Annotated in this window: 13 protein-coding genes; 10 read left to right on the top strand and 3 right to left on the bottom strand. The window is 67.7% G+C overall.

Going from position 1 to position 14,242, the window contains the following annotated elements; genetic code table 11:
- The first annotated feature begins 14 nt into the window (after window positions 1–14).
- The 8 genes from N177_RS01350 to N177_RS01315 all read left to right on the top strand — a co-directional run bounded on the left by N177_RS01350 (window position 15) and on the right by N177_RS01315 (window position 9,696).
- The gene (locus tag N177_RS01350; protein WP_040484955.1) at window positions 15–1,052 is read left to right on the top strand and encodes a LacI family DNA-binding transcriptional regulator; all 1,038 of its coding nucleotides are present in this window, start codon (window positions 15–17) and stop codon (window positions 1,050–1,052) included.
- Entirely contained in the window at window positions 1,052–2,521 is a 1,470-nt protein-coding gene (gene xylB / locus N177_RS01345; protein WP_040484954.1) for a xylulokinase, read from the top strand. The genes N177_RS01350 and xylB overlap by 1 nt, the downstream gene beginning before the upstream one ends.
- Window positions 2,518–3,828, top strand: coding sequence for a xylose isomerase (gene xylA, locus N177_RS01340; protein ID WP_023430420.1), 1,311 nt, complete (start codon window positions 2,518–2,520; stop codon window positions 3,826–3,828). Before xylB ends, xylA begins: the two co-directional genes overlap by 4 nt.
- Before the next feature lie 143 nt (window positions 3,829–3,971).
- Complete coding sequence (locus tag N177_RS01335) at window positions 3,972–5,018, top strand: sugar phosphate isomerase/epimerase family protein (RefSeq protein WP_040484953.1); 1,047 nt, start codon at window positions 3,972–3,974, stop codon at window positions 5,016–5,018.
- Window positions 5,018–6,178, top strand: coding sequence for a Gfo/Idh/MocA family protein (locus N177_RS01330; protein WP_040484924.1), 1,161 nt, complete (start codon window positions 5,018–5,020; stop codon window positions 6,176–6,178). Before N177_RS01335 ends, N177_RS01330 begins: the two co-directional genes overlap by 1 nt.
- Window positions 6,163–7,707: a sugar ABC transporter ATP-binding protein gene (locus tag N177_RS01325; RefSeq protein WP_023430417.1), complete on the top strand. Its 1,545-nt coding sequence runs from the start codon at window positions 6,163–6,165 to the stop codon at window positions 7,705–7,707. Before N177_RS01330 ends, N177_RS01325 begins: the two co-directional genes overlap by 16 nt.
- On the top strand, window positions 7,691–8,701 hold the full coding sequence (locus N177_RS01320) for an ABC transporter permease (protein WP_023430416.1): 1,011 nt from the start codon (window positions 7,691–7,693) through the stop codon (window positions 8,699–8,701). Before N177_RS01325 ends, N177_RS01320 begins: the two co-directional genes overlap by 17 nt.
- Before the next feature lie 41 nt (window positions 8,702–8,742).
- Entirely contained in the window at window positions 8,743–9,696 is a 954-nt protein-coding gene (locus tag N177_RS01315) for an ABC transporter substrate-binding protein (RefSeq protein WP_023430415.1), read from the top strand.
- 78 nt (window positions 9,697–9,774) lie between these two features.
- On the opposite strand, the gene N177_RS01310 is transcribed toward N177_RS01315, so the two are convergent.
- Window positions 9,775–10,893 (bottom strand): YeeE/YedE family protein, encoded by a 1,119-nt coding sequence (locus N177_RS01310; protein WP_023430414.1) that lies wholly within the window; start codon window positions 10,891–10,893, stop codon window positions 9,775–9,777.
- A gap of 140 nt (window positions 10,894–11,033) precedes the next feature.
- Here N177_RS01310 and N177_RS01305 point away from each other — a divergent pair, with 140 nt between their 5' ends.
- Together N177_RS01305 and N177_RS01300 are read left to right on the top strand one after the other, a co-directional pair.
- Window positions 11,034–11,975 (top strand): MBL fold metallo-hydrolase, encoded by a 942-nt coding sequence (locus N177_RS01305; protein WP_023430413.1) that lies wholly within the window; start codon window positions 11,034–11,036, stop codon window positions 11,973–11,975.
- Between the two features lie 77 nt (window positions 11,976–12,052).
- Entirely contained in the window at window positions 12,053–12,574 is a 522-nt protein-coding gene (locus tag N177_RS01300; protein ID WP_160170904.1) for a DUF2380 domain-containing protein, read from the top strand.
- A 23-nt stretch (window positions 12,575–12,597) separates the two neighbouring features.
- Here the strand turns inward: N177_RS01300 and N177_RS01295 are convergent, their stop codons facing one another.
- Both N177_RS01295 and N177_RS01290 read right to left on the bottom strand, forming a co-directional pair.
- Window positions 12,598–13,689 carry a YeeE/YedE family protein gene (locus N177_RS01295; protein WP_023430411.1) on the bottom strand — a complete coding sequence of 364 codons (1,092 nt, stop codon included), beginning with the start codon at window positions 13,687–13,689 and terminating at the stop codon, window positions 12,598–12,600.
- Window positions 13,690–13,787: 98 nt separating this feature from the next.
- The gene (locus tag N177_RS01290; protein ID WP_023430410.1) at window positions 13,788–14,165 is read right to left on the bottom strand and encodes an ArsR/SmtB family transcription factor; all 378 of its coding nucleotides are present in this window, start codon (window positions 14,163–14,165) and stop codon (window positions 13,788–13,790) included.
- Between the last annotated feature and the right edge of the window lie 77 nt (window positions 14,166–14,242).

Raw genomic sequence — 14,242 nt, 5'->3', positions numbered from 1 at the left:
ATAAGCTGTGCCGCATGAGCACGGCGATCGAGAGGGTGACGCTGGACGACGTGGCGCGGGAGGCCGAGGTCTCGCTGGCCACCGTCGACCGCGTGCTCAACAATCGCCCCGGCGTGCGCGAGGGCACGGCCACCCGCGTGCGGCAGGCGATGGAGAAGTTGGGCTACCGCGTCGATCCGCTGGCGGCGCGGCTGGCCCGCGGGTCGAGCTTCCGGTTCTGCTTCATCCTGCCTGCGGGCACGAACCCGTTCATGGCCGCGCTCGGCCAGCAGGTCGAGGCGACGGCGGAATGGCTCTACGGTCAGCGCGCCTCCGCCGAGATCAGGCAGGTCGACGTGTTCGATCCCGTCGTGCTGGCGGCGGCCCTGGATTCGCTCGGCACCATCTACCAGGGCGTTGCCGTCGTCGCCTACGACGATCCTCTCGTTCGCGCCGCGATCGACGACCTCGTGCGGTCGGGCGTCGCCGTCGTGACGCTCGTCTCCGACGTGCCGTCCTCGAAGCGGCAGCACTATGTCGGCATCAACAACACGGCCGCCGGCAGGACCGCGGGCAGCCTGATGGGGCGGTTCCTGGCGGGGCGGCGCGGCAAGGTCGGCGTGATCGTCGGATCGCTCGGCCTGCGCGACCACATGGAGCGGCAGTTCGGCTTCAGCCAGGTGCTGAGCGGGGAATATCCCTCAGTGGAGCTGCTGCCCGTCGTGCAAGGGCGCGACAACACCGAGATGACGAAGGCCGCGGCGGCAGCGCTTCTCAAGTCACACCCTGATCTGGTCGGCCTCTATAACGTCGGCGGCGGCACGCGCGGCCTCGGGGCGGCGCTCGAGGAATCGGGTCGCGCGCAGGACCTCGTCGTGATCGGGCACGAACTCACCGAGCCCGCCCGGCGATATCTTCTCCACGGGGTCTTCGACGCCGTCATCAACCAGAACCCGGGACACGAGGCGCGGTCGGCCGCCAGGGTGCTTCTCGCGCACTGCCTGGCCGAGCCGCTCGTCGCGGAGCAGGAGCAGATCCGCATCGACATCTTCCTGAGGGACAACCTGCCATGATGGCTGAGGTGCGCCCCTCCCACTTCCTCGGTCTGGACCTCGGAACGTCGTCCCTGAAGGCGGTGCTCGTCGGCGAGGACCAGCGTGTGGTCGGCCATGCCGAAGCTCCTCTCGCGGTCTCGCGGCCACATCCCGGCTGGTCGGAGCAGGAGCCCGCCGCCTGGATCGCCGCGGCGGAAACCGCGCTCGACGACCTCGCGCGGCTTATGCCTGCGGAGATGGCGCAGGTGCGGGCGGTCGGCCTCTCGGGCCAGATGCATGGCGCGACCCTGCTCGACGCTTCGGACCGCCCGCTCAGGCCCGCGATCCTGTGGGACGACGTACGCTCCCACGAGGAGGCGCTCGCGCTGGACGCAATCCCGGTATTCCGCAGCCTGACGGGCACTATCGTTTTTCCCGGCTTCACGGCGCCGAAGCTCGTCTGGGTGGCGCGGAACGAGCCGGCCGTCTTCGAGAACACCGCACGTGTCCTCCTGCCGAAGGATTATCTGCGCCTCTGGCTAACAGGTGAGCACGTCTCCGACATGTCTGACGCTTCGGGCACCGCTTGGCTCGACGTGGCGATGCGGGACTGGAGCGAGGAGCTTCTCGCCGCCACCGGCCTTTCCCGCTCCCACATGCCCCGCCTCGTCGAAGGGAGCGAGGTGTCGGGAACGCTGCGGCCGCAACTGGCGGCGCGGTGGGGAATGTCGGAGCGGACGGTCGTCGCCGGTGGCGGAGGCGACAATGCCGCCTCGGCCTGCGGCGTCGGCGTCGTCACGGCCGGCCAGGCCTTCCTTTCCCTCGGCACCTCCGGCGTCCTCTTCGCCGCCAACGATCGCTTCCGCCCCAATCCCCAGAGTGCGGTCCACGCCTTCTGCCACGCCCTGCCACAGACCTGGCACCAGATGGGCGTCATCCTCTCGGCAGGCGGCGCGATGCAATGGTTGAGCCGAACGCTTGAAGAGGATGCCGGCGCTCTCGCCGCGGCGGTCGATGCCTCGCGGACGGAGGGGCCGATCTTCCTGCCCTATCTCGCGGGCGAGCGCACGCCCCACAACGACGCGAAGATCCGCGGCAGCTTCGTCGGGCTCGACTACGGCGCCGACCGCGCAGCGCTCACAGCGGCGCTGATGGAGGGCGTCGCCTTCGCCTTCGCCGACAGCCTCGACGCGCTGGCGCACACCGGAACGCGCGTCGAGAGCGCCGTCGCGGTCGGCGGCGGCTCGCGCTCCGACGCATGGCTCCAGATCATCGCCGATACGCTGGGCGTGCCACTCGACGTGCCGGTCGCTGGTGAGTTTGGCGGCGCCTTCGGCGCGGCGAGGCTCGCAATGGTCGCGGCCGGCGCCGATCCCGCGGCCGTTCTGGCGCCGCCGCCGATCCACAGGTCCATCGAACCCGTGCCCGCCCGGCACGAGGCGCGCCAGGCGCGCCTGCGCCGCTACCGCGCGCTCTACCCAGCCATCAGGGAGGCAATGGCCGCATGACGACAGGCTTCTTCACGCGCACGGAACCGATCCGCTACGAGGGGCCGAACACCGGGGAGCCTCTGGCGTTCCGGTGGTACGATCCGGAGCGGATCGTGGCCGGCAGGACGATGAGGGAGCATCTGCGCTTCGCCGTCTGCTACTGGCATTCCTTCACGTGGCCGGGGGGCGATCCGTTCGGGGGAGCGACGTTCGACCGGCCCTGGTTCTCCGACTCGCTCGACGCCGCGCGGGCGAAGGCCGACGTCGCCTTCGAGATGTTCCGGCTGCTCGACGCACCCTTCTTCACCTTCCACGATCGCGACATCGCGCCGGAAGGAGCGACCCTTGCGGACTCGAACCGCAACGTCAGGGAGATCGCCGATCTCCTGGGGCGCAAGATGGAGGAGTCCGGCATCCGGCTCCTCTGGGGGACCGCCAACCTCTTCTCGAACCGGCGCTTCATGGCCGGCGCCTCGACCAACCCCGATCCCGAGCTCTTCGCCTATGCCGCCGCGCAGGTGAAGAACGCGATGGATGTGACCCACGAGCTGGGCGGCCAGAACTACGTGCTCTGGGGCGGGCGCGAGGGCTATGAGACCTTGCTCAACACCGATCTCGCGCGCGAGATCGAGCAGTACGGCCGTTTCCTCACTCTCGTCGCCGAGCACAAGGCCAAAATCGGGTTCGAGGGCCAGCTCCTGATCGAGCCGAAGCCTCAGGAGCCGACGAAGCACCAATACGACTACGACGTGTCGACGATCTACGGGACGCTGAAGCGGTTCGGGCTCGAGAACGAGTACCGGGTGAATATCGAGCAGAACCACGCGATCCTCGCCGGCCACTCCTTCGAGCACGAGATCGCCATGGCCGCCGCGCTCGGCATCTTCGGCTCGATCGACATCAACCGCGGCGACTACCAGTCCGGCTGGGACACCGACCAGTTCGCGATGAACGTGCCGGAGCTGACCCTCGCGATGTACGAGATCCTGAAGGCCGGCGGCTTCGAGCAGGGCGGGCTGAACTTCGACGCGAAGATCAGGCGGCAGTCGATCGACCCGGACGACCTGCTCCACGCCCATGTGACGTCGATGGACGCGATCGCCCGCGCCCTCCTGGCCGCGGCCGAGCTGCTGGAGGACGGGACGCTCAGCCGCGCGGTGGAGGAGCGCTACGCGGGCTGGAACGGCGACATCGGGCGCGACATCCTCGGAGGGCGCATGAGCCTCGACGATCTGGCCCGGCATGTCGGGGACAAGGCGCTCGACCCGCAGCCGCGTTCGGGACGACAGGAGTACCTCGAGGGGGTGGTGAACCGGTTCTTCTGAACGGCGGCACGCCGCATCGACGAAGATCAGGGCCAGGACGGGCGCTCCCGCCGCGAGATGCGGGGCACCGGGCCGGCTCAACGAGAAGCCGCCGCGGCAAACGCGGCCGAACACAAGACGGGAGACGCGTCAAGGTGAAGACGATGAAGGGACCGGCGATCTTCCTCGCCCAGTTCGCGGGCGACGAGGCGCCATTCAACTCGCTTCCGGCCATTGCCGAATGGGCGGCCGGTCACGGCTACAAGGGCATCCAGATCCCGACCTGGGCAGGACAGCTCTTCGACCTCGGCAAGGCGGCGGAGTCGAAGGACTACTGCGACGAGGTCACCGGCGTCTGCCGCGAGGCGGGTCTCGAGATCACGGATCTTTCGACGCATCTGCAGGGTCAGCTGGTGGCGGTCCACCCGGCCTTCGACGAAGCGTTCGACGGCTTCGCCGCACCCGAGGTTCGCGGAAATCCGAAGGCGCGGCAGGAATGGGCCGTCGACCAGATGATGAAGGCGGCGAAGGCCAGCCGGAACTTCGGCTTCAAGAGCCATGTGAGCTTCCCCGGAGCACTCGCCTGGCCATATCTCTACCCCTGGCCGCAGCGCCCGGCGGGGCTGGTCGAGACGGCGTTCGCCGAACTCGGCAAGCGCTGGAAGCCCATCCTCGACGCTTTCGACGAGGCGGGCTGCGACGTCGGCTTCGAGATCCATCCCGGCGAGGACGTGTTCGACGGCGCGACCTACGAGATGTTCCTCGAGGCGACCGGCGAACATCCGCGCTGCAAGATCAACTACGATCCCTCGCACTTCGTGCTGCAGCAGCTCGACTATGTCGAGTTCATCGACATCTATCACGAGAAGATCTGCGCCTTCCACGTGAAGGATGCGGAGTTCAACCCGACGGGCCGCCAGGGCGTCTATTCCGGCTACCAGCCGTGGATCAAGCGCGCCGGGCGCTTCCGCTCCCTCGGCGATGGCCAGGTCGATTTCTCCGCGATCTTCTCGAAGCTCGCCGAGTACGACTACGATTCCTGGGCCGTCCTCGAGTGGGAATGCTGCCTTAAGCACCCCGAGCAGGGCGCGGCCGAAGGGGCTCCCTTCATCGCCGGCCACATCATCCGCGTCACCGAGAAGGCGTTCGACGATTTCGCCGCCGGTGGCACGGACGAGGCGGCGAACCGCCGCATGCTGGGGGTCTCGTGATGGCGATCACGGGACGCGACGAGAAGCATCTGGGCCGCATCCGGCTCGGCATGGTGGGCGGCGGGCAGGGCGCCTTCATCGGCGGCGTGCACCGCGTCGCCAGCCGCCTCGACGACCACTACACGCTGGTGGCCGGCGCCTTCTCCTCCGATCCGGAGAGGGCGAAAGCCTCTGGCCGCGAGCTGGGGCTGCCCGAGGAGCGTTGCTACGGCTCCTTCGAGGAGATGGCGAAACGTGAGAAGCGCCTGAAGGACGGCATCGAGGCTGTGTCGGTCGTGACGCCGAACCACATGCATTTCCCCGTGGCCCGCGAGTTTCTGAAACGCGGAATCCACGTCATCTGCGACAAGCCGCTCACGACGAACCTGCGGGACGCGAAGCGGCTCAAGGACGCGGCGGAGAAGTCCGGTGCGACCTTCGCGGTGACCTACAACTACACGGGCTACCCCATGGTGCGGCAGGCGCGTGCCATGGTGGAGGCGGGCGAGATCGGCGAGATCAGGCTCGTCCAGGTCGAGTACCCGCAGGACTGGCTGACCGAGGAGGTCCACAACAAGCAGGCCGACTGGCGAACCGACCCCGAGATGGCTGGCGCGGGGGGCTGCGTCGGCGACATCGGGACGCATGCCTATCACATGGCCTGCTTCGTCTCCGGCCTGCAGGCGGAGAGCATCGCGGCCGAGCTGTCGACCTTCGTGGAGGGCCGCCGGCTCGACGACAACGTGCAGGTGATGCTGCGTTTCACCAACGGCGCGCGCGGCATGCTCTGGGCGAGCCAGGTGGCCGTCGGCAACGAGAACGGCCTCAGGTTCCGCATCTACGGCACGAAGGGCGGCCTGGAATGGGAGCAGGAGAACCCGAATTGGCTCTGGCATGCCCCGTTCGGCGAGCCGAAGCGCCGCATCACGAGAGGGGGCGCCGGAGCGGGAGATGCCGCCGGTCGTGTCAGCCGCATCCCGGCCGGCCATCCGGAAGGCTACCTCGAGGGCTTCGCAAACATCTACTCGGAGGTGGCGCAGGCGATTCTCGCGGCGCGGGATGGGGGGAAGGTCGATGCCGCGGTGTCCTTCCCCAGGATCGATGACGGCGTGAAGGGCGTCGCCTTCATCGAGGCCTGCGTGAAGTCGAGCGGCAGGAACGCTGGATGGGTGTCGCTGTGAGCGAAGGCCGCCTTACATCGCCGGTCCTCTCGGCCGAGAAGGTGTCGAAGAGCTTCGGCCCGGTGCAGGTCCTGTTCCACATCGATTTCGAGCTCAGGCCGGGCGAGGTGCACGCGCTGATCGGCGAGAACGGCGCAGGCAAGTCGACGCTGATGAAGACCCTGTCCGGCTACGAGCGGCCGACCGGCGGGCGAATCCTGCTTGACGGCCAAGAGGTTCAGTTCGTCTCGGGTGCCGATGCCGAGGATCGCGGCGTCGTCCTCATTCACCAGGAGTTCAACCTCGCCGATCAGCTGTCGGTCGAGGCCAATATCTTTCTGGGGCGCGAACCGAGGCGCGGGCCTTTCCTCGATTCGTCGCGGATGAGGGAGGAGGCGAGGGCGCTTCTGGCCGAGCTCGAGACGAATGTCGATCCGCAGACGCGGGTCATGCATCTGCCGGTCTCCGACAAGCAGATGGTCGAGATCGCCAAGGCGCTTTCGCGCAAGGCCCGCGTCCTGATCATGGACGAGCCGACCGCCGTTCTGACGGCGAACGAGTCGCGCACGCTCTTCCGTCAGATCGAGCGCCTGAAGCGAGAGGGCGTGGCGATCCTCTACACCTCCCACAAGCTCGAGGAGGTCAAGGAGATCGCCGACGTCGTGACGGTGCTGCGTGACGGCCACCATGTCGTCACCGCCCCGACCTCGGAGCTGAGCGTCGACGACATGGCGCGCCACATGGTGGGGCGCGAGCTCGTCGATCTCTATCCGGAGAAGGCGCCGCAGCCTGCGGCCGAGACGGTGCTGGAGGTCAGCGGCTTCAGCGTGCTCCGCTATGCGGAGGACGTGTCCTTCACTCTCAAGCGCGGCGAGATCCTCGGTTTCGCCGGCCTCGTGGGATCGGGGCGAACCGAGCTCATGGAGGGGCTCGTCGGGCTCCGCCCCGCCCACGGCGAGGTGAAGGTCCATGGCGAGGTCGTGCACATTCGCTCCCCGAAGGACGCCGAGCGCCGCGGCGTCGCCTATCTCACCGAGGACCGGAAGGGCCGCGGGCTGATCCTCAACCAGGAGATGCGCCCCAACCTCACGCTTTTCGGCCTCGACCGCTTCTGCAACATCTTCATCGACCGGCGCCGGGAGGAAGAGGCTCTCGACCAGGCCACGCAGCGCTTCGACATTCGGGCGCCGCATCGCCGGATCCATGTCGGACATCTCTCGGGCGGGAACCAGCAGAAGCTGCTGCTCGCCAAGACCATGGTGGTGGAGCCCGACATCGTCATCATCGACGAGCCGACCCGCGGCATCGACATCGGCACGAAACAGCAGATCTACAACTTCGTCGAGGATCTCGCTCGCCAGGGCAAGAGCTGCATTCTCGTCTCATCCGAGATGGCGGAGATCATCGGCCTTTGCCACCGGGTGGTCGTGATGCGATCCGGCCGGGTGATGGGAGAGCTGTCCGCGGGCGACATCAACGAGAACAACATCGTGAGACATGCCATGGGCCTGTCGCACAACGGGGGAGGACGGCATGACGCTCGCCACTAGCGCGGCTCGGCAGCCGTCGCCGCCGGCGCGTCGGCGCATCAACTTCAGCGCGCTCGGGCCACTTCTGGCGCTGGCGCTGCTCATCGTCATCGGGATGCTCCTGAACCCGAACTTCCTGAGCTACGGCAACCTCACGAACGTCCTGGCGCGCTCGGCCTTCATCGGCATCATCGCGGTCGGCATGACCTTCGTCATCACCAGCGGGGGGCTCGATCTCTCCGTCGGCTCGATGGCGGCCTTCATCGCCGGCACGATGATCATCGTCATGAACCTGCTCGTGCCTAGTCTCGGGGCGAGCTGGCTCGTCGTGCTGTGCGGCCTCGGCACGGGGCTGCTGCTCGGGGCACTCGCCGGCGCCGTGAACGGGCTCCTCGTGACGGTCGGGCGAATAGAGGCGTTCATCGTCACCCTCGGCACGATGGGGATCTTCCGCTCGCTGGTCACCTGGCTCGCCGACGGCGGGACGCTGTCGCTCGACTTCACCGTCCGGGAGATCTACCGGCCGTTCTACTACGGCGGGATCTTCGGGGTCGCGTGGCCGATCATCGTCTTCGCCATCGTCGCGATCATCGGCGAGATCGTCATGCGCAAGACGCCGTTCGGGCGCCATTGCGCGGCGATCGGCTCGAACGAGCAGGTGGCGCGGTACTCGGCCGTCCGGGTCGACCTCGTGCGCCTCTCGACCTACGTGCTGCTCGGCGTGCTCGTCGGCATCGCCACCATCATGTACGTGCCGCGCCTCGGCTCCGCATCCAGCTCCACGGGCGTTCTGTGGGAGCTCGAGGCGATCGCCGCCGTGATCATCGGCGGAACGGTCCTCAAGGGCGGCTTCGGCCGCGTCTGGGGAACGGTTGTCGGCGTGCTGATCCTCAGCTTCATCGGCAACCTTCTCAACCTTGCCGCCCTGGTGAGCCCCTACCTGAACGGCGCGATCCAGGGCGTCATCATAATCCTGGCCGTCATGCTGCAGCGCGAGCGAAGCGCGGCGAAATGAACGGCGGGACAAGACGGGGTGACAACAGGGAGGTGACCCACATGCGAACACTGAAACTGATGGCCGCGGCAACCGTCGCGGCGCTTCTGGCGGCGCCGGGAGCGGCAAACGCTCAGGAGAGCGCCACGATCGGCGTCTCCATACCGGCTGCCACGCATGGCTGGACGGGCGGCGTGAACTATCACGCGCAGCACGCGATCGACCGCCTCAAGGCAGCCTACGACAATCTCGAATTCGTCCTCGCGACGGCAGGTAGCCCGAGCGAGCAGGTGTCCGACCTCGAGGACATGATGGCGACGCGCAACATCGACGCGCTGGTCATCCTGCCGTTTGAATCGGACCCTCTGACGGGACCCGTGAAGCGCGTGGCGGACGAAGGCAAGTTCGTGACGGTCGTCGACCGCGGCCTCGCACAGGACGGCATCGAGAACCTCTACGTCGCCGGCGACAATCCCGGCTTCGGTCGCGTGGCCGGCGAGTACTTCCGCGAGCGCATGATCGACGGCGGCAAGATCGTCGTCCTGCGCGGCATTCCGACGACGATCGACAACGAACGCGTCCAGGCCTTCGAGGAGGCGATCGACGGGTCGGGCATCGAGATCATCGGCATGGAGCACGGCAACTGGAACCGTGACGATGCCTTCGAGGTCATGCAGGACTTCCTGTCGCGCTTCCCGGAAATCGACGCCGTTTGGGCCTCCGACGACGACATGGCGATGGGTGTGCTCGAGGCCGTGCGCCAGGCGGGCCGCGAGGGCGAAATGTTCATCGTCGGCGGTGCCGGCATGAAGCAGGTGATCAAGGGCGTCATGGACGGCGACGAGACCATTCCGGTCAACGTGCTGTATCCGCCCGCAATGATCGGGACCGCGATCGAGCTGACGGCCCTTCGCTATGTGGGCCAGGTGCCGGTCGAAGGCCGCTACATCCTCGCCTCTCCGCTGATCACGCAGGAGAACGCCGAGCAGTACTACTACCCGGACTCGCCCTTCTGAGGCGCGTTTCGAGTCGTGCGAGGCGGGTCCTGCGGAGTCGCCTCGCACGATGGTCTCGCCTGACCCTTTTGGTCGCCGTCAGGGTGCGGGATGGTCGGCGCCTTTCGGCCAGCCCGCAGGGGCCTCGAATGCCGCGGCCTTGATCCGGCTCCCGTCGACCAGCCTGTCGGTGACGGTGGCCGAGAGCCAGATGGCGCCGAGGGTGACCCAGGCGGTCAGAGCGAAGACCGACGCACCCGTCACGCCGGCTCCGACCGCGCAGCCGCCGGCGAGCATGCCGCCGAACCCCATCAGCGCGGCGCCCACGAGGTAGCGGCGCATCGAAGGCCCGTCGCTGAAGCCCTCGATCTTGAGCTCGCGCGCCAGGAGCGCCGCGAGGAACGAGCCGAGGAAGACGCCCGGCACCAGTCCCACGTCGAAATCGAGGATCGTTCCGGGCGGCGAAAGGAATAGCATCAGCGTGTTGGCGGACGGGCCGGTGAAGGTGACGCCTTCGATCTGCACCACATCGAAGGCGCGCCGGGCCATGGTCCCCGTGAACCACCAGGCGAGCGGTATGGCGCATCCCGCGGCAACGGCAGCGAGGACGCGCCACGGACGCGTCCGCGAGCGCACTGCGAGGGCGATCCCCGCCGCGAGCCACACCGCGGCGAACACCATGGCCGCGGTCTGCGAGGCGCCGAACAGCGTCAGGAGATCGTTGCCGCCGACCTCGGTGGAGACGAGGCCGCCCGCCAGCCACTCTCGCGCCGGCTGAAGGAAGCCCCGGAGGCTTGCCTGCGCGACAACGGCGAACACGAGGCCCGAGAGCAGCGCGCGCAGGTTGCCGGTCGCGGAGAGGACGAGGAGGCGGCTCGCGCAGCCTCGCGCGAGGACCATGCCGGCTCCGAACATGAGCCCGCCGAACGCCGCTCCGGAGAGGCTCTGCGGCGAAGCGAGCTGGCGCGCTTCCGAGAGCCCGGCGAGATCCATCGCCCCAAGCACCTGCGTCCCAAGCACCGCAGATCCGAAAGCCAGCAGCCAGACCGCGAGGCGCCGAGCGCCGGATCGATGGGAGAATTCGAGCACAGCCGCGCGCAGGCAGAAGCGGCTCTGCTGGGCGAACGCGCCGAACAGGACGCCCACGACGAGGCCGCCAAGGGCCAGGAGCCATGGCTCCGGAATAAGCTCCAGGAGGTGGTTCACGATGTAGGGCATGCCCCGTGCCTCCTCCTGCTCATGAGCCCGGGCTTTGAGACCCGACTTCACCAGTGCCTCCGCATGTGACGTCGCGCATTGACCCTGCGCAAAAGACACGCATTAATTCATATGATTGAATATGTGAGGGGAGGTGAGCCATGACGCGACGATTGTTGCGGCGGCCGACGCGGCGGCAGGTTCTGGGCGGCGCGGCAGGTTTCGTCGCGGCGGCCGCATGGCGTGTTCCAGCGGTCCGCGCCGCGATTGCCGACCCGGTGGCGCTCGGCGAGGCCGAGGCCACGATCCTGACGGACGGCCACCTCAATCTCCCGTTGAGCTTTGCGCTACCGGAGCAACGGGCGGAAGAGATCGCGGCCCTCCTCGAGCCGCATGGGCTGCCGACAGACGCCATCCGTCCCGACTGCAACATCACGCTCTTCCGCACTGCCGACAGGCTCGTGCTGCTCGATGCGGGGGCGGGTCCGATGTTTCAGGACACGGCCGGGCGCCTGCCGGAGAGCCTTGCCGAGGCGGGGATCGGCGCCGAGGACATCACCGACATCATCTTCACGCACGGTCACCCCGACCATCTGTGGGGTGTGATCGACGATTTCGACGAGCCGGTGTTCCCGGAAGCAAGTTACTGGGTGCCGCAGGCCGAATGGGATTTCTGGCGTGCCGACGACACGCTTTCGAACATGCCGGAGGCTGGGAAGGCCTTCGTCGTCGGCGCGCGCAACCGCTTCGACGCGATCGAGGAGAGGGTGTCGCTGGTGAAGCCGGGGGACGAGCCCGTTCCCGGCGTGGAGGCGATCGACACTTCAGGCCATACCCCGGGGCATACGTCCTACATGCTGCATGGCAACGGGGAGAGCATGCTCGTCGTCGGAGACGCCATCTCGCACCCGGTGATCTCGTTCGAGAAACCCGGATGGCATTCGGGCGCGGATCAGGATCGCGAAAAGGGCGCGGCGACCCGTAGGGCGCTTCTCGAGCGGATCGTGGTGGACAACGCTCGAATTGTCGGCTTTCATCTGCCGTATCCCGGTATCGGCACGGCGGAAAGGCAGGGGGAGGCGTACCGCTTCGTGCCTATCTGACCCGGCGGCAGGCAACCGGCATCCCGTTTTCCGCTGCGGCAGCCGGTACTATCATGCATCCCGACTGGGAGGAGCTGATGACCCGCTTCGCATTCGCCCTGCCGCTCGCCGCGCTCTGGGTCGTGGCGGTTGCTGCCGCCCCAGCTCAGGCTGGGGCGCTGCGTCTCGCCCTCCTGGAGGCGGAGGTCGACGGCGACATTTCCGACAGCAGCCGACGTCCGGAGTGGGACGCGAGGCTTCGTCGCCTAACGGATAGGGTGAGCGATGGTCTGTCGCGGGACGGGACTTACGAGGTCGTTGATCCTGCCCCTGCGGCGCGACTCTACGAGACGCACAGGCGGCGCCGTAACGTGCATGCGTGCGAGATCTGCGCCATCCGCGTGGCGGAAGAGCTCAGGGCGGACCGGGTGCTGGCGCTTCACGTCTTCCGGATGAGCAATCTCGTCTTGTCTCTGCACGCCGTGCTCCGCGACGGCGCGACGGGCGAAGTTCGCTACGCCCGCGTGCTCGGTTTTCGCGGCGACAACGATACGTCCTGGTTTAAGGCGGCCGATTATCTCATGCGCGACATGGCCGATATTCCCTCCGAGGAGCGGTAGATCCGGAGGCTACGCTCCTGATCCTACTCGGCCGGCAGACCCGGCCGGCGGAACGGCGCTATGGCCGAACCTTCGAGCAGCCAGCCGAGGCCCATGCGGGCGCCGAGGGCGATGGAGGCCATGGCCACGGGGGCGGAGATCGCGAGGGCTGAGGCAGCGGAGAGCCCCTGGCCCACGGTGCAGCCCATGGCGAAGACGCCGCCGATCCCCATCATAGCGCCGCCGGTCAGATGCCGGCCAAGTTCACGAGCGTCGTCGCAGGCCTCCCAGCGCACGTCCCTGCGGCGCCACGCCCCCAGCGCGGCTCCGACGAGCGTGCCCGCGACGAGGCCGACGCCGTAGTCGGGCCATGTGCCCGTCACGGCGATGATCTGCAGGATGAGGTCGCCCACAGGAACCACGAAGGAGCCGGCCTCGATCTGCACCGGCGCGAAGGAGCTTCCTGCGGCGAGACTCGTGGCCAGCCAGCCGAAGGCGATGACGAGGCCGATCACGATCCCTGCTGCGGCGATGCGCGGCCGCCGACGGTAGCTGCCGTCGCGGAAGACCCAGACCAGGAGGCTTCCGGCCACCAGCATCGCCACGGGTGCGTGGAGGTCCGCACCGAGGACGGCCGAAACGATGCTGCCCAGTGACTGGTCGCCTGCGAAGGAGAGGTTGATCGCCATGTCGTCGACCGCAAGAACGCGCACCTGTCCCATCACGCCGCGCTGTGTCGCGAGCGCGGCGAGGCCCAGGACGAGCAGGACGATCAGCGAGCGAAGGCTGCCGCCGCCGAGGCGGACGACCGCTCCGAAGCCGCATGTCCCGACGAGCGCCATCCCGAAGCCGAAGAGCAGCCCTCCAATGACCGCGCCGCTCAGGCCGAAGCTCGAAGAGAGGTAGAAGCTCGATGAGAGGTCTATGAGGCCCGCCAGGGACAGCGCCTGCGTCGCAATGATCGCCGAGGCGGTGGCGAGAACCCAGGTTCGAAGGCCGGTGGAGTCGCCGGCGTACCAGTGGCGTTCGAGGGCGGACAGCGTGCAGAAGCGGCTGACGCGGGCTGCATAACCCAGGATCGTGCCGGCAAACAGGCCGACGAGCGGCAGCCAGAGTTGCGCTTCCAGACCTTCCATAGGTCCCCTCCCTGTCTGCCGGTATTCCGGCAGTTGTCGTTGGGTCGATGCTAGCCGTCACCGATCCCGCTGACAATCAAGTCGCGCCAGAGGAAGCCTTAGGTGTCCTGTTCGACGACCGGCCGGCAGAAAAGGTCGTAGAGGGCAGCGATGATGCGAGCCACCTCGTCGCCGGCGATCCGGTAGTAGATCATGCGGCCTTCGCGCCGGGTCTCCACGAGGCCGTCGAAACGAAGCCGGGCCAGCTGCTGGGAGACCGCGGCCTGCGGCATCGTCAGGATGCGCTCCAGCTCCGAGACCGATTTCTCGCCGTCGGAGAGGAGGCAGAGTATAAGCAGGCGCGTCTCATGAGAGAGCGCCTTCAGCAGGTCGCTCGCCTGCCGGGCCTTGTCGACGAGAGCGTCGAACTCGGCCGCCGTCTGAGGTGGTCTCAGTCCCTCGATCTTCTCTGTCACGGTGTTCGATCGCGGTTCCATCATGCTCGTCCCGCACGACACGCGCAAAGTGAGGCGGTGTCGGGGCTTCCACGCTGCAACGTAGTGGCGCCCTCGGG

The organism is Lutibaculum baratangense AMV1, assembly GCF_000496075.1.
GTDB classification, from domain to species: Bacteria; Pseudomonadota; Alphaproteobacteria; order Rhizobiales; family Tepidamorphaceae; genus Lutibaculum; species Lutibaculum baratangense.
Note: the sequence above shows the minus strand (reverse complement) of the source record. Positions and strands in the feature narration are given on the sequence as shown.

Coding starts and splice junctions, on each gene's coding strand:
- N177_RS01350 (WP_040484955.1), top strand. CDS start 15: ATGAGCACGGCGATCGAGAGGGTGACGCTGGACGACGTGGCGCGGGAG.
- xylB (WP_040484954.1), top strand. CDS start 1,052: ATGGCTGAGGTGCGCCCCTCCCACTTCCTCGGTCTGGACCTCGGAACG.
- xylA (WP_023430420.1), top strand. CDS start 2,518: ATGACGACAGGCTTCTTCACGCGCACGGAACCGATCCGCTACGAGGGG.
- N177_RS01335 (WP_040484953.1), top strand. CDS start 3,972: ATGAAGGGACCGGCGATCTTCCTCGCCCAGTTCGCGGGCGACGAGGCG.
- N177_RS01330 (WP_040484924.1), top strand. CDS start 5,018: ATGGCGATCACGGGACGCGACGAGAAGCATCTGGGCCGCATCCGGCTC.
- N177_RS01325 (WP_023430417.1), top strand. CDS start 6,163: ATGGGTGTCGCTGTGAGCGAAGGCCGCCTTACATCGCCGGTCCTCTCG.
- N177_RS01320 (WP_023430416.1), top strand. CDS start 7,691: ATGACGCTCGCCACTAGCGCGGCTCGGCAGCCGTCGCCGCCGGCGCGT.
- N177_RS01315 (WP_023430415.1), top strand. CDS start 8,743: ATGCGAACACTGAAACTGATGGCCGCGGCAACCGTCGCGGCGCTTCTG.
- N177_RS01310 (WP_023430414.1), bottom strand. CDS start 10,893: ATGCCCTACATCGTGAACCACCTCCTGGAGCTTATTCCGGAGCCATGG.
- N177_RS01305 (WP_023430413.1), top strand. CDS start 11,034: ATGACGCGACGATTGTTGCGGCGGCCGACGCGGCGGCAGGTTCTGGGC.
- N177_RS01300 (WP_160170904.1), top strand. CDS start 12,053: ATGACCCGCTTCGCATTCGCCCTGCCGCTCGCCGCGCTCTGGGTCGTG.
- N177_RS01295 (WP_023430411.1), bottom strand. CDS start 13,689: ATGGAAGGTCTGGAAGCGCAACTCTGGCTGCCGCTCGTCGGCCTGTTT.
- N177_RS01290 (WP_023430410.1), bottom strand. CDS start 14,165: ATGGAACCGCGATCGAACACCGTGACAGAGAAGATCGAGGGACTGAGA.